The sequence below is a fragment of the Desulfurobacterium thermolithotrophum DSM 11699 genome, from assembly GCF_000191045.1.
GTDB classification, from domain to species: domain Bacteria; phylum Aquificota; class Aquificia; order Desulfurobacteriales; family Desulfurobacteriaceae; genus Desulfurobacterium; species Desulfurobacterium thermolithotrophum.
Window position 1 is genome coordinate 214,729 of sequence record NC_015185.1, and the last position, 20,272, is coordinate 235,000.

Consider the following 20,272-nt stretch of genomic DNA (forward strand, 5'->3'; position numbering starts at 1 on the left):
CTCCCTCCCCTTTATAGGAGAAAGGTGGCGCTTTAAGCGCCACCCTTTTTTATTTCAAGTCTATTATTTTCCATAGTAAAGATCAAAGAAAAAGGATTGGAAAATCGGAAATGGAAAGAAAAGATTTTGGTACTGTTTCAAAATTAGGAAAGAAAACGGATTATACTTTTGAATATACTCCGGAAGTTTTAGAGAAATTTCCTAATAGATTTCCAGGAAAAATTTATTGGGTTTCCTTTAACTGTCCTGAATTTACTACTCTGTGTCCTATTACAGGACAGCCAGATTTTGCAACAATTTATATTCAGTATATTCCTGACAAATGGCTTGTTGAAAGTAAATCTTTGAAGCTTTATCTCTTCTCTTTTAGAAATGCGAGGGATTTTCATGAAGATACAGTTAACAGGATAGCAGATGATATTTTCAACCTCCTTAATCCTCTTTATATAGAAGTCTATGGGGAGTTTAATCCTCGGGGAGGAATTTCTATAGACCCTTACGTTCAAAGATACCAAGAACTTGATTGGGTAATAGAGCTTGCAAGGGAACGTTTTAAACTTCATAGAATTACTCCACCGGACATAAGGAGAAACCGTGGTTAAAGTGCTGATCTTAGGTGGAAGTGGAGCTTATTTCCTTGAAAAAGAAGCTTTTGGGAAGATTGTTGAGAAAAAACAGGTAGATACTCCTTTTGGACTTTCTAACCCTATTTATAAACTTAAACATGAAAATAATTTTGAGTTTTTCTTTCTTTCTAGGCATGGTGAAAAAGATTACGAGATAACAGCTCCTTTTGTTAACTATAGAGCAAATATATATGCTGCAAAATCTTTAGGAGTTGAAAGAATAGTTGCGTGGACTGGACCAGGTTCGATGAGGGAGGATTTTAAACCTGGTGATTACGTAATTCCAGATGACCTTTTAGACTTTACAAAAAGTAGAAAATACACCTTTTTTGAAAACGGTGGTTTAGGATTTGTTAGACAGAGTCCTGTTTTTTGTCCTGAAATTAGGGATGTCTTGAATTCTGTTCTCAAGACTTCTGGATTTAATTATCACTGTGGTGGAACGTATGTTTGTACAGAAGGTCCCCGTCTTGAAACACCAGCAGAAATTGAAATGTTTAAGCGAATGGAAGGAGAATTAGTTGGTATGACTCTTATCCCGGAAGTTTTCTTAGCAAAAGAACTTGAAATATGTTATGGAGCTCTTTGTTATGTGACAAATTACGCAGAAGGAATCAAACCTTATGGTTTTAAATCAGGAGTTCTCTTTGAAGGAATGCTAACAGAGGAACAAAAAGAGCAGGTTGACCTTGCTGTAAGTAATTTTCCAAAAATCATGAAAAAGGTAGTAGAGGTTCTTGTTTCAAAAGAAAGAAATTGTCCCTGTAAAAGCTTAATGGAAAGATATCGCTTAAAAGGAAGAATAGGAGAAAACTGGAAGGAGTGGATACATAGTTAAAACAAGTGTTCTGTTTTTCTAATAGATGTATATAGAGATGAAAGAATAAATACAAGTGCAACAGTACTTATCACTGGTTCAGGAATGTGGTGGAAAAGTTGAGCTAACATCATTATTCCGAGGCCTCCGATTCCCCAGTGAGCCCCATGTTCAAGATAGGGAAGTTCTCGAAGTTTTCCAGATTCAACAAAGTAAACGGTTAAAGATCTCAGAATAAAAGCACCAACTGATAGACCAAGTGTAATAATGATGAGATTTTGGCTTATAGCAAACGCACCTACAGCTCCATCTAAAGAACATGAGGCGTCTAAAAGTTCTAAGTAAATGAAATTTGCAAGTCCTCCACTAGATATGCTATTCCTTTTAAAATATTCAATTGCTCCTTTTATAAAATGCACTAGCTCAAAAAGAAGAATTCCTAAAATCATTGCAAGTAAAATATTGGAATCTTTTTTAAGGAAACCAACGATAAAGACAACTGTAAGTGCAACAATAAGCTTAATTTCGCCTACTTTTGCAAGTTTTGCAGCTTTTTCTTCAAGAAATCTTATCCAGTAGAGCTCCTTTCCTGCATCAAACAACCAGTTAATAAAAACCATTAAGAGAAAAGAACCTCCAAAGGAAAGAATTAAAGGTTCAGCAATCTCAAGATAGTGAGCATATTCTTCAGGATTAGAAAACGCCATTTCAGTAACTTTTTCTATACCAATTCCTGCGGTTAAGGATACTATAAGAACAGGAAATAAAAATCTCATACCAAAAACTGCTATTATCATTCCCCAAGTGAGAAATCTACGTCTCCAAATGTAAGACATACCACTTAAGACAACAGCGTTCATGACAGCATTATCAAAGGAAAGAGAAATCTCAAGGAGAGAAAGAGTTGTTCCTTCAAAAATGCCCTTTACTCCCATATAGAAAAACTCAATTATCCAACTTATTATTAAAACAAGAGTAAATTCCAATAACAGTCTTCTAAACGTCATTCTTTAAGTTCCTCTTTGATTTTATCGGTGAAATTCTACCAGAGATATAAATTCTGAAACTATTTTACTTGGAGGTATTTCAAAACATTTTCTTTCTTTGCATTTAGTTTTTCCATGAAGGGAGCATGGAGAACAGGGAAGGTTTCTAGTGATTGCTTTTCCTTCATCTTCATAAGGTGCAAAGCCAAAGGCAGGATGGGTAGGGCCAAAAATTGCTATTACTGGTTTTTTAACGGCTCTTGCCATATGAACAACTGCAGAATCGTTTGAAATTACTCCCCTGGATAGAGACAAAACAGATAAACTTTCTCTTATTGAAAGTTTCCCACATAAGTTTATAGCTCCTGTCTCTAAGGATAGTTTTTCTCCTATGTCCTTTTCTTCTTTTCCTCCTACAATAACTGTTTTAATATCTTTTCTTTCTAGTATCTTTATAATTTCTCTAAAGTTTTCTTCTGGATATCTTTTTGTTTTCCATCTTGCGCCAGGAGCTATTACTGCAAAATTACTTTTAGGTAAGAGCTCTTTTACTTTTTCTACTTCATGATGAAAGATAGGAATTTCAGGTCTGGGATTTTCTATTTCGACTCCAATTTTTTTAAAAGTTTCTGCATACATTTTTGGAACATAAAGCCACTTTGCTTTAAAAGGTTTAAATGTAATCATTAAACGTCTTAAAATACTTTTTTTACTATACTTAAAAACAGGAAATGGTAAGTATCTTGATAGGAAAAAAGTTCTTAGATTTCCATGAAGATCAAATCCATAGTCATAATCTTTTAACTTTTCAGAAAGTTTTTTTAAGGATTTAAGGTTTTTGTACTTTCTTTTTTCTACTTCTATAACCTTGTTTACTCGATAATCTCCTTTAAAAACTTCTCCAAAAGGCTTGTATGTCAAAAGATCAATTTCGATTCCCTTTTCTCTCAAAGAATTAAAAACAGAACTAACAAGTATTACGTCTCCTAAGGAAGAAAACCTTATTATTAATATCCTCATCAATCGTCAACAGGTTCAAATTTATCCTTTGTAACTCCACATATAGGACATACCCAATCATCTGGTATAGCTTCAAAGGAGGTTCCTGGAGGCACGTTATTATCAGGATCTCCTTCATCAACATCGTAAATATATCCACAAACGGTACATCTCCAGAGTTTGTATTGTTTTTCTTCCATGATTCCTCCAGCTAAAGAAGAATTTTATATACTTTCTTTCAAAATTATAAACTTTTCTAAATTTTGCTACATCTGGAGAATTAAATGGCTGCTGCTATAGGTTTTTTGGAAGTTCATTTAAGAATACCAGAAGCTCATTCTTTAAAAGAGAAAAGGGGAGTTGTAAAAAGAATTATTGAAAGATTAAAAAATAAGTTCAACGTTTCGGTAAGTGAAATAGGAGAGCAGGATAAGTGGCAAAGTTCTGTAATAGGAGTAGTAACTATTGCTAGCAGTAAAAAAGTAGTAGATGCCACCTTAGAAAAGGTTGTTGTTTATATAGAGGACCTCTATCCAGGAAAAGTGATTAACTACTATAAAGAAATATTTTAAGATGATTTTATTTTTGAGAATGGGAGGCACGGAATGAAAAAATTTTTTTCTTTTTTCCTCCTACTTTCTATTCCATTCGTTGCCAAAGCAGGAAACGTTGATACTTTTGGAATTGGCTCAAAGGCTACGTCTCTTGGAGGAGCATTTTCAGCGTATGCAGATGATCCATTTGCTGTCTATTATAACCCTGCTGGCCTTACTCAAATAAATGGTTCTTTAATTTCAGTAGGAGCAGAATACTTAAGTCCTACTCTAAAGGTTTATAATTTTAAGGCTGTTGATGGTGATGGCTTAAAAGTTCAGCCTTACGATGTTTCATTTACAGATACTTCTAATAATCTTATTGTCCCACATTTTGGTTTAGCAACTTATCTTTTTGATAATGTTTATTTTGGTATTGCAGCTTATGTTCCTTATGGTCTCCATATTAAATGGGAATCTGATCCTTCTAAAAATCCAGCAGCTTACAATGGTTTTGAGTCCTACTATTTAAGGGGAGTTGTAACACCTACTCTTGCAATAAAGCTTTCTAAAAAACTTTCAGTAGGTTTTGGAATATCACTTGGAAGGTCTGATGCAGGAACTCAGAGAAGAATTTACTCTCCTTCAATTCCAACGCTTCACAATAAAACGATAAAAGGAGAATTTAGTGACGATTTTAATTACTCTTTCAATTTTGGTTTAATGTATAAACTTTGTGATAATCTATCTCTTGGCTTTACATATAGATCAAGAACAAGTACTGATTTTAAAGGAACTGTTGAAATAGTAGAACTTAGTCAAAAAGTAAAAGCAGAGACCAGTATTGACCATCCAGCTCAGATTCAAGCAGGTATTAGATATCAACCAACTAAAAAGCTAAATCTTATGGCAGATGTAGTGTGGACAGACTGGAGCTCCATTCAAGATTACACGGTTAAATTTGACAAACCTTTTCTTGGTAAGAAAGAAGAAAAATTTCCAAGAAACTGGAAAGATACAAAACAAATAAGATTTGGTATCGAATATAAGTGGAACGAGATTGTAACTTTAAGAGGAGGATATTACTACGATCCATCTCCAATTCCAGATGAAACCTTTGACATGCTTTGGCCAGATGCAGATAAGAGAACGTATTCTTTCGGTGTTGGTTTGAATTTTGGAAAACTTTCTATAGACTCAGTTCTTCAGTACATAACTGCTAACCATAAAAGAAAAATTGATGGTGAAAGTGTCGAACTTAACAGCAGTTATGAGGGCGTAACCGGAAATCCTGGGACAGTAGCTTTATCGGCAGATGGACATCTATGGGGATATGGAGTTACTGTTAACTATAGATTTTAGGAGAGGGATAGGATGAAGAAGTTGTTAAGCCTGTTGATAACTCCTATGTTATTTTTTTCATGTGGAGGTAGTCTTCAAAAAACAAGTTCAGCTCCAGAACTTTCTGCTGATAGTTCAGTTTTTGAGAGGAACGGACTAGTGTTTGATCCATTTGCAACAGAACCTGATAGTCCTTTAGGAATTCCATTTCCCAATGATCTATTTTGGAATTCTACTTATGTTTACTTTGACCCTTCAACTACGGATAATCTTGAAACCAAAGCTCTATATGAAGCAATAAATCAGTTACAAATAAAGGGATTTAGTCCAAATACGCCAATATTTATTCCTCTTATAGACTCTATTCAGCTGGATGTGGAATCTCTAAAGAGTAACTTAAAGATTTTTGACTTAACGGCTTTAGCCTTGTGTTCTTCTAATAGTACGTTTTGTAATTTAATAGACCAAACAGAGAGACTTGAGATTATCCAAGAAGGAAATTACATTAAACTTTATCCTACTAAACCTTTAGAGGCTGGACATAAGTATGCTGTTGTTCTTATAAACGGAATTAAAGATGTAAATGGCAATCCCATTCTTTCTCCTCAAGCCTTTAACAAACTAGAAGAAGAAGGAAAACTTGATGAACTTTATGGAGCTCTTTCGACAATTAATCCGAATTTAAATAAAGATAATATTCTTGAAGCGTTTACTTTTACAACCGCAGATAAGACTTTGTCTGTTTCTGACCTTGGATCTATAAAAAGATATCTTGAATCTCTTAATCAAGGTGAAAATGCAACGCTAACGATTTCTGGAATTTCCTATAACGAAATTGAAAACGATTATAGAAGCTTTGACTTGGGAAACACCACACTATCCCCTCTTTATGGTGTTTTGAAACTTGTAAGTAGCGATAACAATCTTAAAGCTTTGATTTCTTCAGGTAAATTTCCAGCTTTTGATATCACAAAACTTTCAGAATTGTTTACCAAAATTAACTTAGGAGAAACATTTGACATTAATGATTATGTTAAATTCATCCCCATATATTTTGGAAACAGAGATCTTTACAGTGGCTCTGTTTATATCTTCCAGCATGGATTAGGTGGAAGTAAAGAAAGAGTAGAAGCTCTTCTTCAAGATATCCAGCTTCCAGTTGTTGCAATTGACTTGCCTTTCCACGGAGACTATACAAAGCTTACAGAAAACAGTACTTTTGAATGCAGTGAAGGAAAGTGTTTCCTCACATCAAATGTTGTTCAAGATAGATTAAACATTTATCAAGCAGTTTTTAACTTAAGATTATTAGAACTGCTTATAAGAAACGGTTTTTATGACCTAAATGGAGATGGAAATACCGATATTCCTTCAGCTGTAAACTTTCTTGGAATTTCAATGGGCTCTATTGTAGGTTCTATTTACGCAAATTATGGAACTCCCAATAAAGTTGTTTTAAACGTTGGTGGTGGAAATTTTGTTTCAATCCTTGATAGAGCGACAAATTCCTTGATTGAATCTTTGCTTGAATCAGTAGGAGTAAAGAAAAACACTAATAAGTACTGCATGCTTCTTGGAATTTTCCAACTAATTCTTGATCCAGCTGATCCAGTTTACGTTGGAACAACAAACTTGACAAATACTATTATTCAAAGTGCATATCAAGATACTGTTGTTCCTAATGTTTCAAATAAAGCTTTAGCAAGAAAAGTTAACTTTGACAGCTATGTACAAATAGAATCTCCTGATCCTAATAATCCACTATCTACAGTTCCAGGTTGGTATATGTTTGGAAATAGCACATATTGGGTAAATCATGCCTTCTTGCTTCATACAAACGTTGAAAACTATCCTGAAGCAAAAGAACACTTAGACGTTGAATTTCTCCAAAGAGCACAAAAAGCTGCAAGAGAACAAATCTATAATTTCCTTTCTAACTAAAGATTTTTTTCTTTTTTCCTTTCTTTTTCTCTTCTTTTAAAGCTTCATTAATTTTTTTATGAATTCCTTCCAGTTCCCAAAAGGAACTTCTGTAAAGGAAAGATTTTTAATTATTAAAGGATTAAGAACATAAACCCAAGCATCAACAAAATCGTTAAATTGAATAAGCCTTATAGGTTTTCTAATTCTTAGATAGAAACTCCTTTCTGGAAAAGATTTATAAAATTCTTCAAATAAGTCAATTGCTGCAAGAGTTAGGGAATCTACTCTATAAACTTCTCCAAAAACTTCTCCCTCACCCTCAATGACTCCCGGATACCCTTCTTCTAAGTGAAGAAGCTTTGCACCATAGAGAATACCATGACCAACAAACTCTGAGTCGAAAAGAAACGTATGGGCGGAAAGCCCAGACATTAAAGTGCCATAGACAAAAAGAAGCTCGTAGTACATCAAACTTCCCTAAATATCAAGGTTTCTTACCTCTTTGGCAAATTTCTGAATAAACTCTTTTCTCGGTTCTACCTTGTCTCCCATTAAGATTGTAAAGATTTCGTCTGCTTTTACAGCATCTTCAACAGAAACTTTTAAAAGAGTTCTATTTTCAGGATTCATCGTTGTTTCCCAGAGCTGGTCTGGATTCATCTCACCAAGACCCTTGTAACGTTGAATATATATACCTTCTTTTCCAACCTGAAGGAGATAGTTGTAGAGCTCTTCAAGGGTCAGAAACTCCTTAACTTCACCCTTTTTAGTTTCAACTTTGTAAGGAGGCTCTCCAAGTTTTTCTCTTATTCTGGACTTTAAGCCTCTTCCATGTTTATAAAGATCTGATATCAACAGATCTTTGTTTATCTCAACGGTCTTTTTGAGATATCTATCAAAAGGAATACGGCAAAAGATTTTGAAACAGCAGTGTTCCTTATCCTCTATGAGCTCAAACTCTGTTTTTCTTAGTGATTCTGGAAGGTTCTTCTTTATTTCCTCTACTAGCTTTTCAGCCTTTTCTCTATCGTAGAGATCCTTATAGTCAGCCCCTATTCTAAGAAGAATATTTATGATATCTCTGTCCCTCTTTCTTGAGAGTATAGAAACGACACTTTCAAGTTTTGAAATATCTTCAACTACCTTTAATCCTTCTTCTTTTGGAATCTCTTTTCCGTTATTATCAAGAAGTAAAACAGAATCAAGAGCAAAATCTAAAACCACACTTTCAAGTTCTGAGTCGCTCTTTATGTACATTTCTCTTTTTCCTTTTTTCACCCTATAAAGTGGAGGCTGTGCAATGTAAAGGTGTCCTCTTTCAACAATTTCTGGGAATTGTCTGAAGAAAAAGGTAAGTAGAAGTGTTCTTATATGAGCTCCGTCAACGTCCGCATCCGTCATTATGATTATCTTGCTATAACGGAGCTTGCTCATATCAAAGTTCTTACCGATTCCAGTTCCAAGGGCTGTAATTATCGTTTTAATTTCATCGTTTGAGAGAACCTTCTCAATCCTTGCCTTTTCAACGTTTATTATCTTACCCTTGAGCGGCAAGATTGCCTGAAAACGCCTGTCCCTTCCCTGCTTTGCACTACCTCCAGCTGAATCACCCTCAACTAAGAAAAGTTCGGTTTTTTGAGGATCTCTTTCAGAACAATCTGCAAGTTTTCCGGGAAGGGAGAACTCCTCAAGGGCACTCTTACGTCTTGTCAGCTCCCTCGCCCTTTTGGCAGCTTCTCTCGCCCTTGCGGCAGTTATCACTTTCTCTGCAATCTTCCTTCCAATATCAGGACGTTCGGTCAAAAAGGCATAAAGTTTGTCGTAAACAATGGAAGCAACAATAGGTCTAACCTCTGAGTTTCCAAGCTTTGCCTTTGTCTGACCTTCAAACTGAGGATTTGGAACCTTAACAGAAATTACAGTAACGAGACCTTCTCTTACATCATCTCCAGTTACAGAAATCTTAGCGTTTTTGGGTAATAGATTATTTTCCTCAATGAATTTGATTATAGCTCTTGTTAAAGCAGTTCTAAATCCTGAAACGTGTGTTCCACCTTCACGAGTATTGATGTTGTTAACAAAGCTAAAGACTTGTTCTGTATAGGTAGAGTTGTACTGAAGAGCGACTTCAACGAGAATATCGTCCTTTTCTCCCGCTATGTATATTGGATTTGGAAAAAGAGGGTCTTTCTTTTCGTTAATTTTCTTAACAAACTCAACAATTCCACCTTCGTAATAAAAAGTCTCTTCTTTTTGAGGCTCTGTTCTTTCATCTATGAGAGTTATTTTTAAGCCTTTATTAAGAAAAGCCAATTCTCTTAATCTATTGGCAAGAATGTCCCAGCTAAACTCTGTTACTTCGAATATCTCTGGATCTGGTTTAAAGGTTACTATTGTCCCTCTTTTCTTTGTCTCTCCAATACATGCAAATTCTGTTACAGGGTTACCTTTTTCATAGATCTGTTTATAGACCTTTCCATCTTTATGAATTTCAAGTTTTAGCCATTCAGAAAGTGCGTTAACTACTGAAACTCCAACACCGTGAAGACCACCAGAGTATTTATAAGCTTTCTTCTCAAATTTACCACCAGCGTGAAGAACAGTCATAACAATTTCTGCTGCCGGTTTACCGTACTCAGGATGTATATCAACTGGGATTCCCCTTCCGTTATCCTCAACCGTTATTGAGTTATCCTCGTGGATTATTACCTTTATCTCTGTACAGTATCCAGCAAGGGCTTCATCTACACTGTTATCAATAATTTCAAAGACCAAATGGTGGAGACCGTAGCTTCCAGTATCTCCAATGTACATTCCAGGTCTTTTTCTTACAGCTTCAAGCCCTTCAAGAACCTTTATTGCTGAAGCATCATACTTTTCGTTATTTGCCATTAACTCTCCTTTAAGCGAGATTTTTGTTTAAAATTATAGCAAAATATTTGTAAATCAATGGTTACCGTTGGCTTAAAGAAGAAAAAGGGATTGAGTTTCCATTCTAACGATCTTACCTTCCTTACGAACGAAGAAGAAAGAAAGTTAATAGAATCATAGTTTTAAGATAAAGGATATTATAAAGTAATTTACGTACGGGGGAGTTGTAGCTATTACTAAAAAGCTAATTACTATAAGCGAGAAGCTTGATAGCGAACTTTTATTCTATTGTGAGTTACCCAGCGAGATTTTACTTTGATTACTTGGATGTAGCTGTTGCCGAAAAAATAAATAAGGAAATAGAAAAAGGCAGAATGAAAGTTTATGAAGCAGAAGAGGTTTTTAAAGAGTTGGAAATAGATGTATAAACTCCTATTCTCTGAAGTTGCCAAAAAAGATTTAGAACATTTTAGTATTAAAGAAAGTAAAGAAACTTAAAGAGGGCAGTAAGTTTTACAGGTTTGTGATTGCCAGGAAATAAGAGCTTTTTTTAGAGTTAAAAATAATTAACTTGTTATCTTGATATTGAGAGTAGGAAAACGAAAGGATATCTGCAAAGGATTATGATTTGATAAAACTTGGATTTAAATTCACTAAAAATAAATCTATTGAATAGATAGTGGAAATTGAAGAAAGAGCTAGTGACATCCTCCCAGGGAATGTTCATGCAACTGCGTAAATTCTATCATGCTTATAAAGTGCAAAAATTCTATGGAATTGACCTGAGGGGTTTAATAATTACCTAACTTACTACTTCCTACAGTTTACCCTACACCTATGACACTTCTTACTCGTGTATGCAAGATTTATGCAGTCAAATGTCGTCTAATTTCTAACTATACTAACTTAGCTTATCAGGTTTAACAAGTGTTGTGAGTTCTGTTGGAATCCACCCTTTCAATTTTATTGAAATAACTTCTACGTAATAGAAATCATTTACCCTACCTAAAACTTTGAGTTCTGTGAATTTAGGAAGGTTCCTGATTACGTCAGCAGACTTTTGAGGAGCTTTTAGGAGGACAGTATCTGTAATGGTCCACAATTTTTGTGGATTAAACATTTTTATGAAAGCTATACTATCCTTATTTATAAGTCCCTTGTTTTTCCCTTTTTTGACATAATAAAGGGGATAGTTTTTAAGCTTAAATACTACTTTTATAATTTCTCCTTGATTAATCGGGATTCCGTGATCCTTAGAGGAAACAGAAAAGAACAAGTTTGTACTTTTTAAAGCCACTGCATCTTTATTAATATCTTTTACGGGAAGCTTTTCAAGATACTGGGCAGAAACCCACCCGCTTTTGCCAGAAGGGGAAGTAACTAGGTAATAATTGAAGTATGGACAAAAATATTTTGCAAATAAAACTGTTCCAGTTGGAACTGTGTATGAAGCGTTTTCATTTGGTAATGTTTTTAGTACTGTTCCTTCTATTTTCGCAAGAAAAGAAATCTTGCACGGCTTTATTTTAACTGTCGAATTTGCACTTATGAAACCTTTTCTATCTAAGTACAGATATTTCTTGTCTCGTGTGATGAGAATCTGCTTTTTATCTACAATTTCACCTTTTTTAATGGTACCCACTGGGTACTGGGAACCGGGATACGGAAGTAAAGGAGACTCTTTAAAAACAAGGATGGGATTGGCTGAATAATATAATGGATTTAGTCTTCCTTCTTTAAGTTTCCCGTATATAGGATAGACTATATAAGTTCCACCGTTACCTCTAACAGCTTTAATTACAGTGCCTTTAGGAATACTTAAGAGTTTGTCTTTGTCAAGAATATCAAGAGTAGTTAGAGAGAAAAAGGGTTCTTCTACTTTTAAAACCCCTAATTCGCCTGAATGACATCCAAAGGCGATCATAGAACCGTCTGGACTGAAAGTTACACTTCTAACATCGTTCCTGTATTTTTCTAAAAGTTTGATACACGTTCCAGTCTTTACATCGAAAATAGCAACTACTCCTGCTTGAGGTCTATTCTTAAAGAAGTTAATCGTACCAATGGCTATCAATTTACTGTCTGGACTAAAGGACATAGATAGTATCTCCCCGTAGTTAGGATAGTGTTCCATTCTTTTTCTGTATTGTGTTCCTTTTATTACTTTTTTCATCTTAAGCTTTATTTGCATTTTATTGTCTTTACTAACCTTTAAAATATAAATATTGTCAAAATTGCTAAAGGCAATTAAGGTTCCATCTGGACTAAAGCATATAGTATCAACAGGACCATATAAATTTTTAAGACTTAGGATTTTCGAAGTATTTCCTTTGCTTATATCGTATATAAATAATTCTTTCCTATTTAGTATTGCAAGATACTTGCTGTCTGGACTAAATGCGACTAACTTTCCTGAAAAAGTTTTAATAGGTTCCCATGTATTAAGGTCCCATAATTTGACAACTCCATCGTAGTCAGCAGAAGCCAATAGTTTTCCATTGGGGCTAAAAGCTATGGAAGAGATAGTTCTTTTGTGTTCCCTTAAAGTTTTAATTTTTTCTTTACTTTTTACATCGAATATATCAATAGTTCCTCCTGCATTCCCAGCGGCAATTAAATTTCCGTCGGGACTAACGGCTAACTTTTCAACCTGCCCACCTGTAGTGTATAGAACTGCTTTACGGTTTCCTGTTAGTGGATCAATAATAGTTACCGTTCCTCTCCCATTGAAGCTGGAATAACTTCCATAAGCAATCCAGTTTCCATTAGGGCTAAAGGTGACAGAAAGAATCCAATTTTTTGAGTTCCATTTTTCCCAGACATCTAAGGTAATTTTGTTCGGGATAGTTCTGATTTTGGGTAACTTAAATTTTTCTTTTTGAGGAGATGCCACGGAATTAAGGCTAAAGATTATAAAAATAAGATTTAAACAAATGTATAGTAAGTGTTTTACTATTAAGCTTACTACTTTTTTCATTATCTTCCCCCATTTGGAATAACCCCAAATTCTATTATACCACAATTATACTCTTCAGAGAAACAGAAAATTTTTTATCTGTAATCAGAAAAATATCTCCAAAAGGAAGTATAATTGGTAGGACAAAAACAATTTGAGGTGTAACCAAAGAGTTATTTATCCACGTTTTATCAATTTTTGCAAACTCTGATATTCTCATTGTTATGTGATTACATTTGAAAAATTGACCTATACAATAGCATCGTATAAAATCACACAAAACCATACGATAGGATCGTAAAGAGGAAAATGAAATCTATTAGATCTTTAGTTATCTTCCTCTTCTGCTTTATTGTAGCAATAATTTTTCCTCTTTTCTTCATTCTAGAACCATCTGGAAAAAGTGGAAACTACACCCTTGGGAAAACAGTAGATCTTGATAACGTCACATTTCAAGTAGGACACTACGGAGGAACACTTTACACTGCTACTTCTTCAGACCCTAAAACGTTTAACCTTGTAATGGCACACGAAACATCATCAACAGAGACGATTGGAGAGCTCTTTGAAGGTTTAACAGAGGTTGACTTGAAAACTTTAAAGCCAAGAGGAGCTCTTGCAGAGAGCTGGGAGTTTAAAAACGATGGTCTAAAGTGGATCTTTCATCTTCGAAAAGGTGTTAAATGGTTTGATGGAAAGGAGTTCACAGCTGACGATGTTGTTTTTACCTACAACCAGATCTACTTCAATCCAAAGATTCCTAACTCTACAAAGGATATGTTCCTTATAGATGGAAAACTACCAAAAGTTAAAAAGATAGATAAATATACAGTTGAGTTTGACCTTCCAGAACCCTTTGCTCCTCTTCTATATTCGTTATCAGCACCGATATTTCCGAAACACGTCCTTGAAGAAGCTGTAAAGTCCGGAAAGTTCATGGAAACCTGGACTGTTTCTACACCTCCTGAAAAACTCATCGGAACAGGTCCTTACAAACTGGTTAAATACGTTCCAGGACAGTATTTGGTCTATGAAAGGAACAGAGATTACTGGAAGAAAGATGAAGAGGGGAAGACACTTCCCTACATAGATAAAAAGGTCAAGTTTATCCTGCCCGACCAGAACACCCAGCTTTTAAAGTTTAAGGCTGGAGAGCTCGATTTCTATGGAGTCAGAGGTGACGATTTTCCAGAGCTGAAATCTGGAGAGAAAAAAGGAAACTACACAATCTACAACCTTGGACCTTCCCTAACTGCCGACTTTATATGCTTCAATCAGAAAAAGGGAGCCATACCTGACTGGAAGTGGAAACTCTTTACAAACAGAAAATTCAGATGGGCAATTTCCCATGCAATTGATAGAAAAGGAATAATTCTCACAGTCTATAATGGTTTAGGATATCCTGTTTATTCTCCAGTAACACCAGCAAATAAACTGTACTACGATTCCAGCTATCCAAAGTTTCCATACAATCTGGAAAAGGCAAAAAAACTCCTTGAAGAGATAGGACTGAAGGACAGGAATGGAGATGGATGGCTTGAAACACCAGATGGTCACAAAGTGGAGTTTAACCTTCTGACAAACTCAAACAACCCTTCAAGAGTTCAGATAGGTGCAATAATCAAGTACGACCTCAAAAGACTTGGAATAGACGTTCACTTCCAGCCCCTCGACTTTAACAACCTTGTTGAAAAGCTTCTCCATACCCACGACTTTGACGCTGTGATAATTGGATTAACAGGTTCAATCGACCCAAACGGTGGCAGAAATGTATGGATGAGCAGTGGGCAGCTCCACATGTGGAATCCGAACCAAAAAAAACCGGCAACAAAGTGGGAAGCAGAGGTTGATAGACTCTTTGAAGAAGGAGCAAGGGAGCTTGATTTCAAGAAGAGGGTTGAGATATACAAGAAAGCCTATAGGATAATCTCTTACGAGCAACCGTTAATCTACATAGCTGCTCCGTTAGTTCTCGAAGCAGCAAGAAACAGAGTAAAGAACTTCTTCCCGACAGTCTGGGGAACTTACGAAGCAGAAAAAATGTTCATTGAGAAGAATGGAAAATGAAAAATTAAGAAAAAATATTACTTGAAAAATCTTTACAATTAAAATATCTTTTTACTTAAAAAGTAAGTTTAAGAGGAGGTCACAAATGAAAAAATTTTTATCTATTACTACTTTTTTAGCTATTTGTACTGGGACACCAGCAATTGCTAGCACATGGGATAGTATCTGTTCTAAATGTCATGGAATAATAGCTCCAAGTAAAGATGTCTTAATTAAAAAGTTCAAAACAAAAGAAGCTTTAGTAGAAGCAGCTAAGAATTCTGCTAAACATAAAAAAATGCCTTTTGACAATGTAAAAGCTTTTGAAAAAGCTGCTAAAGAACTTTTTTCAAGGGAAGTTTCTGTAAAATCTGTGCAGGAAGATTTCAGATCATTTTTTACTCCTCTTCCATCATTTCCGCCAATTCCAAAGAATAACAGCTTAACCCCTGAAAAAGTAAAACTTGGAAAGATGCTTTACTATGATCCAAGACTTTCAAGGAGTCAACTGATTTCCTGTAATACCTGTCATAATCTTTCTATTGGTGGAGATGATAATCAAAAGACTTCTATAGGTCATGGTTGGCAAGCAGGTCCAAGAAATGCTCCAACAACTATTAATTCTGGATTCTTAAAAGTTCAGTTTTGGGATGGAAGAGCCTTAACACTAGAAGAACAAGCAGCAGGTCCACTGCAAGCACATGTTGAGATGAACGCAACCCCAAAACTCATTGTAGAAAGACTGAAAAGAATACCTGAGTATGTAGAACTCTTTAAAAAAGCCTTTCCAGGAGAAAAGGATCCTGTTACTTTTGAAAACGTGACAAAAGCCATTGCAGCATTCGAAAGAACTCTTAATACTCCAAATTCTCCTTTCAATAGGTATCTTCTTGGTGATGATAATGCTCTTACTTCTGAACAAAAAGAAGGTATGAAACTTTTTGTTAAGTATGGATGTATTGCGTGTCATAATGGACCAGTTCTTTCTGATGGTCAGTTTCATGAGTTCAAGTGGAATAAAGACCTTGGTAGATATAATGTAACTAAGAATCCAAAAGACAAATACAAATTTAGGACACCACAACTTTTAAATGTTGCTATTACTGCACCATATTTCCATGATGGTTCTGTAAATAGTCTTGAAGCTGCAATAAAAATAATGGCTAAGAAAGAATTAGGAAAAGAGCTTTCTAACATTGAAGCAAAGAAAATTAAAGCTTTTCTTGAATCTATGACTGGTGAAGTACCTCTTGAAGCAAGAGTTTTACCAGAACTTCCAGAGAAAAATTAAAGAGAGGGAGCTCTTTAAAAGAGCTCCCCTTATATTTATAAGTTTATTTGTTTTACTTCTAAAATTTCAGGAATTTTCTTGATTTCGTTAATAGCTTCTTGTGGAACGTCGTTGTCTACTAAAATCACTCCCTTAGCTTCCTTACCTCTTTCAATCCTTCCAAGTTGGAATCCTGCAATGTTAACATTGTATTTACCAAGGATAGAACCAAGCTTTCCAATTACTCCAGGAACATCAAAGTTCTTAATTAGTAAAAACTTTCCTTTAGGAGTGAGATCAAAGAGAAAACCGTTTATTTCAACGATTTTTGGAAACTGATCGTCCATTACTGTTCCAGCGATTGTAAATTCTCCACTTTCTGATCTACATATGACTTTTATAAGTTTCTTGAAGTTTATACCTTCAGGTCTTTTTACTTCTACGATAGAGATTCCCTTTTCTTTTGCAAGAAATGGAGCATTAATGAGATTAACAGGAATATCTACTATGTTTTGTAAGAAGCCTTTAAGGAACGCAGTCGTAAGAGGTTTTAGATCTTCCCCAAGATCTCCTCTGTACTCAAGAACTATTTCTTTTGATCTTGAGCATGCAACTTGAACAGCAAAAAGTCCTAGCTTTTCCGCAAGGTCCATAAATGGTTTTAAAACTTTTGCAGCAGTATCATCGTATGGAGCATTTACAGCAAACTCTACTTCTTCTCCTCTAAGTGCTGCAAGAACTTGATTTGCAATAATTACTGCAACATTTGTTTGAGATTCAAAAGTATTTGCTCCAATGTGAGGAGTTACAACAATGTTTGGAAGATCAAGAAGAATGTTATCTGTTGCAGGTTCTTTGGCAAATACGTCAAGAGCTGCCGCTCTTACTTTACCGCTAACAAGAGCTTCGTAAAGGTCATCTTCTTTTATTATTCCTCCGCGTGCTATATTAAGAATAATAACGCCATCTTTCATTTTTTCGATTTCTTTTTTTGTAATCATATTTCTTGTTTCGTCTGTTAAAGGAGTATGAATCGTTATAATGTCAGAACGACGGAGAAGTTCATCAAGCTCATCTACAAGTTCAACTCCAAGCCTTTCAGCTTTTTCTTTCTTTATGTATGGGTCATAAGCTATTACTTTCATATCAAATGCTTTTGCTCTTATTCCAACCCTTGAACCTATTCTTCCAAAACCTATAATTCCAAGAGTTTTTCCAGCAAGTTCAACTCCCATAAATTTTTTTCTATCCCATCTTCTTTCTTCTTTTAAAGAGTTGTGAGCATAAGGAATTGCTCTGGCAGCACAAATCATCATTCCCATAGTGTGTTCTGTTGCTGCTAGAGTATTACCAGTTGGGGCATTTACGACTAAAATACCTCTTCTTGAAGCTTCATCAAGGTCAATGTTGTCAACACCAACTCCTGCTCTTCCAACAACTTTTAAGTTCTTTGCTCTTTCAAAAAGTTCTTTCTTTACAGGTGTACCACTTCTAGTAATAATAGCGTCGTACTCTGGGATAATTTCAAGTATCTTTTCAAAGTTTCTAAATAGTTCAGGATCATAAGTTAGTTCTACATCTGGCTGACTTTTCAGTAGTTCGATTCCTGCGTCTGCTATGTGTTCTGTGACTAAGATTTTATACATCTATTCTAACCTCCATTTTAATGTTCCTACTTTCACTTTAATACGTAAGGATTATACATCATCTTTAAATTAGTAAATTTTCAAAGATTTTGTAAAAGCTTTTCATAAGTTTTTCGTTTTTACTTTTAATGAATATTTATTTAGATAAGAATTAGTTTTACTTTAAAAATATCTAAATAGTCATCTTTGATTTTAAGAGATAAACTATCTCTAATAGTAAATTTCCTCCAATTAAGATTAACTCCTACTGGAATAACGTTTGTTCCGTCTGAACCATGAAAGGATAAAAACTCAACCTCACTTTTAGAAGGAACCTTTATAGCTTTATTAGAAGAAATGATGATTTTTCTACCATTTATCTTTAAGTTTGCTGTATAGGTTTTTCGCTCGTTTAACATTCTTTCACAATTTTCAATTAAGAAATCAAAATCGGGTTTTATTTCAAGATTAAAGATTCTAAAAAACTCTTTTAACATTAAAAGATGCGTTTTTACTTTTGTTTCAAGGTTAGGTAGCTGTTTTGAAGCTTCAAGACAGTATGCTTGAGTATTGCATTTTGAAAGACAATAATAAGTTAATGATCGTCTTTGTTCAGGATGTTTTGTATTTTTTGAAAAAGTATGAGTATTAAAAACGGGAATCAGCCACTTTTTATTTCTAATTTTATTGTTTACTAATCTTGACACAGTTCTTGCAATCTTTCCAAGCTCAAAATTTTTGTATCTTTCTTCATCTATTACTATACACTGTCCCCAAAATCTTTTGTTTAAAATATGAAAACCAAAGCCATCGTGAAGCGAAAGAACAACATCAGGTTTTATCTCTTTTATAAGCTTTTTGAGTTTAAGAACGTAAGGATAATCTGGATCCTTTTTAGAAAGCTTTGCAAACTTTCTATTCATATCTCCGTTGTAACCTCTAACATTGGCAAGAATAGAGATAAAGTTACTTCGAGGAGCGATAAAGAGCTCTCCTTTTTCTACCTTAACTTGTCTTAAAATTTCAGCACTTTTGTAAGCTCCTGGTTCATTTCCATGAATTCCACCAATGAGGAGAATTCTTCCTCCTTTTCTTTTTCCCTGCAAGTAAGTGGTTTGAAATTTAATTTCAGGAAGAGTGACATGAATTCCTTTCCTAACAGTTCCAAAAGCATTTTGAGGGATAAACGGCAAAAGTGTAGAAACCCAAATTCCTTTTATAAATTCTCTTCTCCCAAGATTTTCCATTGTTTTCCTTCTCGAACGATATATAAAAGTTTTTTCCCTTTAGAATGAAAATTGTTTGATTTATACTCAAAATCAATATTTGCTACGTAGAGATTTCCAAATTGTAATACTCTTCCATCTTTGGATAGCGATAGATTAAAAATTTTAATTTTTATCCACTTTTTTTGTTTTGTAATTCTTTTCTTATACCTAATCCAGTCCTTATAGTTCCCCTTTTTCCAAACAAAGTGTTTTGAATAAAAAGAAAAATAGCTTTTGAGGTTTTTAGGAGTGTTTTCCCATGCTTTTTTCCATCTTAGAATGAAGCTTAAAATAGATTTTTTTTCGTTTATATATTTTTTTCTTTCTACATAGTTAACTGTTGTTACAACTATAACAGGGGTTAATTTAGGATCTATAAGTTTTTTAAGTTCTTTGAGATATTCATTTTTTAAAACTATACATCCATTTGTGCTATGTGGAGGTCTGTTGGGATCATTAGTACCGTGAATCCAGATTCCATGACCATTTCTCTTTAAAACTTTCTTATCTATCAGATTCGGATAATTTAAAGGAAAAGCTCCTATTCCATAAAGCTTTGGAAGATTTGTCCTCCAGTATAGGGGAAAGTAAATTCCTTCTGGTGTTCGAAGATCTCCTTCTTCTAATTTATCTCCTAGTTTTTTTCCTGTTATACAAGGAAATTTCTTTATAACATGGGGAATACTTTTATCCATTTTGATTACGTATAAAATTTCTCTAGTTTTATCGACTATAATTGCGTTTATAGATGGAGGTAAAATAAGAACGTTAGATATAAGTCTTTTTGGATAAGCCTTTTTTATAAGTTTTCTGACTTCTTTACTTTCTCCAGCATAAGAAAAGAGCAAAAGCTGTAGTTTAAATCTCTCTTCTGGAGAAAGATTTCTTATTTCTTTTGAAATTTCTTCAGGCGTTAAGGTATCTAGTTTCTTAACTAATCCGTACAAGCTTTCTCCTCTTGCAGTTAAAAAGGAGAAAGCTAAAAGAAAAACTAACAAAAACTTTAACATT

17 protein-coding genes are annotated in these 20,272 nt (G+C 34.5%); 8 read left to right on the top strand and 9 right to left on the bottom strand.

Annotation, left to right across the window (positions count from 1 at the left end; genetic code table 11):
* Window positions 1-110: 110 nt before the first annotated feature.
* On the top strand, window positions 111-602 hold the full coding sequence (gene queF, locus DESTER_RS01200) for a preQ(1) synthase (protein ID WP_013637850.1): 492 nt from the start codon (window positions 111-113) through the stop codon (window positions 600-602).
* Window positions 595-1,464: an MTAP family purine nucleoside phosphorylase gene (locus tag DESTER_RS01205; protein ID WP_013637851.1), complete on the top strand. Its 870-nt coding sequence runs from the start codon at window positions 595-597 to the stop codon at window positions 1,462-1,464. Before queF ends, DESTER_RS01205 begins: the two co-directional genes overlap by 8 nt.
* On the opposite strand, the gene DESTER_RS01210 is transcribed toward DESTER_RS01205, so the two are convergent.
* Genes DESTER_RS01210 through rd form a run of 3 tightly spaced genes read right to left on the bottom strand, consistent with a single transcriptional unit; the run spans window position 1,461 to window position 3,628 of the window.
* Window positions 1,461-2,450: a DUF475 domain-containing protein gene (locus DESTER_RS01210; RefSeq protein WP_013637852.1), complete on the bottom strand. Its 990-nt coding sequence runs from the start codon at window positions 2,448-2,450 to the stop codon at window positions 1,461-1,463. The genes DESTER_RS01205 and DESTER_RS01210 overlap by 4 nt on opposite strands.
* Window positions 2,451-2,471: 21 nt before the next feature.
* Entirely contained in the window at window positions 2,472-3,449 is a 978-nt protein-coding gene (locus tag DESTER_RS01215; protein ID WP_013637853.1) for a glycosyltransferase family 9 protein, read from the bottom strand.
* The gene (rd, locus tag DESTER_RS01220; RefSeq protein ID WP_013637854.1) at window positions 3,449-3,628 is read right to left on the bottom strand and encodes a rubredoxin; all 180 of its coding nucleotides are present in this window, start codon (window positions 3,626-3,628) and stop codon (window positions 3,449-3,451) included. Before rd ends, DESTER_RS01215 begins: the two co-directional genes overlap by 1 nt.
* An 84-nt stretch (window positions 3,629-3,712) precedes the next feature.
* Here rd and DESTER_RS01225 point away from each other — a divergent pair, with 84 nt between their 5' ends.
* Genes DESTER_RS01225 through DESTER_RS01235 form a run of 3 tightly spaced genes read left to right on the top strand, consistent with a single transcriptional unit; the run spans window position 3,713 to window position 7,243 of the window.
* A complete protein-coding gene (locus DESTER_RS01225) occupies window positions 3,713-4,000 on the top strand; it encodes a DUF503 domain-containing protein (protein ID WP_013637855.1) in 288 nt (95 codons plus the stop codon).
* Window positions 4,001-4,033: 33 nt separating this feature from the next.
* Window positions 4,034-5,323, top strand: coding sequence for an OmpP1/FadL family transporter (locus tag DESTER_RS01230; protein WP_013637856.1), 1,290 nt, complete (start codon window positions 4,034-4,036; stop codon window positions 5,321-5,323).
* A gap of 12 nt (window positions 5,324-5,335) precedes the next feature.
* The gene (locus DESTER_RS01235; RefSeq protein WP_013637857.1) at window positions 5,336-7,243 is read left to right on the top strand and encodes an Ig-like domain-containing domain; all 1,908 of its coding nucleotides are present in this window, start codon (window positions 5,336-5,338) and stop codon (window positions 7,241-7,243) included.
* 36 nt (window positions 7,244-7,279) lie between these two features.
* Here DESTER_RS01235 and DESTER_RS07980 read toward each other — a convergent pair whose 3' ends face one another.
* Window positions 7,280-7,693 carry a gamma-glutamylcyclotransferase family protein gene (locus tag DESTER_RS07980; RefSeq protein ID WP_013637858.1) on the bottom strand — a complete coding sequence of 138 codons (414 nt, stop codon included), beginning with the start codon at window positions 7,691-7,693 and terminating at the stop codon, window positions 7,280-7,282.
* Window positions 7,694-7,702: 9 nt separating this feature from the next.
* Window positions 7,703-10,117: a DNA topoisomerase (ATP-hydrolyzing) subunit B gene (gene gyrB / locus DESTER_RS01245; protein ID WP_013637859.1), complete on the bottom strand. Its 2,415-nt coding sequence runs from the start codon at window positions 10,115-10,117 to the stop codon at window positions 7,703-7,705.
* A gap of 245 nt (window positions 10,118-10,362) precedes the next feature.
* Between gyrB and DESTER_RS08270 the strand changes: the two genes are divergently transcribed.
* A complete protein-coding gene (locus DESTER_RS08270) occupies window positions 10,363-10,524 on the top strand; it encodes a DUF4315 family protein (protein ID WP_218914921.1) in 162 nt (53 codons plus the stop codon).
* Window positions 10,525-10,997: 473 nt separating this feature from the next.
* Here DESTER_RS08270 and DESTER_RS01250 read toward each other — a convergent pair whose 3' ends face one another.
* The gene (locus DESTER_RS01250; protein WP_013637860.1) at window positions 10,998-13,073 is read right to left on the bottom strand and encodes a WD40 repeat domain-containing protein; all 2,076 of its coding nucleotides are present in this window, start codon (window positions 13,071-13,073) and stop codon (window positions 10,998-11,000) included.
* 288 nt (window positions 13,074-13,361) lie between these two features.
* Here DESTER_RS01250 and DESTER_RS01255 point away from each other — a divergent pair, with 288 nt between their 5' ends.
* Both DESTER_RS01255 and DESTER_RS01260 read left to right on the top strand, forming a co-directional pair.
* Window positions 13,362-15,119: an ABC transporter substrate-binding protein gene (locus DESTER_RS01255; protein WP_013637861.1), complete on the top strand. Its 1,758-nt coding sequence runs from the start codon at window positions 13,362-13,364 to the stop codon at window positions 15,117-15,119.
* An 85-nt stretch (window positions 15,120-15,204) separates the two neighbouring features.
* Entirely contained in the window at window positions 15,205-16,389 is a 1,185-nt protein-coding gene (locus tag DESTER_RS01260; protein ID WP_013637862.1) for a cytochrome-c peroxidase, read from the top strand.
* Between the two features lie 35 nt (window positions 16,390-16,424).
* On the opposite strand, the gene serA is transcribed toward DESTER_RS01260, so the two are convergent.
* From serA to DESTER_RS01275, 3 genes are all read right to left on the bottom strand, one after another.
* A complete protein-coding gene (gene serA, locus DESTER_RS01265) occupies window positions 16,425-18,014 on the bottom strand; it encodes a phosphoglycerate dehydrogenase (RefSeq protein ID WP_013637863.1) in 1,590 nt (529 codons plus the stop codon).
* Between the two features lie 140 nt (window positions 18,015-18,154).
* A complete protein-coding gene (locus DESTER_RS01270; RefSeq protein WP_013637864.1) occupies window positions 18,155-19,240 on the bottom strand; it encodes a M99 family carboxypeptidase catalytic domain-containing protein in 1,086 nt (361 codons plus the stop codon).
* Window positions 19,210-20,271: a L,D-transpeptidase family protein gene (locus DESTER_RS01275; RefSeq protein ID WP_013637865.1), complete on the bottom strand. Its 1,062-nt coding sequence runs from the start codon at window positions 20,269-20,271 to the stop codon at window positions 19,210-19,212. The genes DESTER_RS01270 and DESTER_RS01275 overlap by 31 nt, the downstream gene beginning before the upstream one ends.
* Window position 20,272 lies beyond the last annotated feature (1 nt).

Bases quoted from the DNA above. Each gene is read 5' to 3' on its own strand.
- queF (WP_013637850.1), top strand. From the start codon at position 111: ATGGAAAGAAAAGATTTTGGTACTGTTTCAAAATTAGGAAAGAAAACG.
- DESTER_RS01210 (WP_013637852.1), bottom strand. From the start codon at position 2,450: ATGACGTTTAGAAGACTGTTATTGGAATTTACTCTTGTTTTAATAATA.
- DESTER_RS01215 (WP_013637853.1), bottom strand. From the start codon at position 3,449: ATGAGGATATTAATAATAAGGTTTTCTTCCTTAGGAGACGTAATACTT.
- rd (WP_013637854.1), bottom strand. From the start codon at position 3,628: ATGGAAGAAAAACAATACAAACTCTGGAGATGTACCGTTTGTGGATAT.
- DESTER_RS01225 (WP_013637855.1), top strand. From the start codon at position 3,713: ATGGCTGCTGCTATAGGTTTTTTGGAAGTTCATTTAAGAATACCAGAA.
- DESTER_RS01230 (WP_013637856.1), top strand. From the start codon at position 4,034: ATGAAAAAATTTTTTTCTTTTTTCCTCCTACTTTCTATTCCATTCGTT.
- DESTER_RS01235 (WP_013637857.1), top strand. From the start codon at position 5,336: ATGAAGAAGTTGTTAAGCCTGTTGATAACTCCTATGTTATTTTTTTCA.
- DESTER_RS07980 (WP_013637858.1), bottom strand. From the start codon at position 7,693: ATGTACTACGAGCTTCTTTTTGTCTATGGCACTTTAATGTCTGGGCTT.
- gyrB (WP_013637859.1), bottom strand. From the start codon at position 10,117: ATGGCAAATAACGAAAAGTATGATGCTTCAGCAATAAAGGTTCTTGAA.
- DESTER_RS01250 (WP_013637860.1), bottom strand. From the start codon at position 13,073: ATGAAAAAAGTAGTAAGCTTAATAGTAAAACACTTACTATACATTTGT.
- DESTER_RS01255 (WP_013637861.1), top strand. From the start codon at position 13,362: ATGAAATCTATTAGATCTTTAGTTATCTTCCTCTTCTGCTTTATTGTA.
- DESTER_RS01260 (WP_013637862.1), top strand. From the start codon at position 15,205: ATGAAAAAATTTTTATCTATTACTACTTTTTTAGCTATTTGTACTGGG.
- serA (WP_013637863.1), bottom strand. From the start codon at position 18,014: ATGTATAAAATCTTAGTCACAGAACACATAGCAGACGCAGGAATCGAA.
- DESTER_RS01270 (WP_013637864.1), bottom strand. From the start codon at position 19,240: ATGGAAAATCTTGGGAGAAGAGAATTTATAAAAGGAATTTGGGTTTCT.
- DESTER_RS01275 (WP_013637865.1), bottom strand. From the start codon at position 20,271: ATGTTAAAGTTTTTGTTAGTTTTTCTTTTAGCTTTCTCCTTTTTAACT.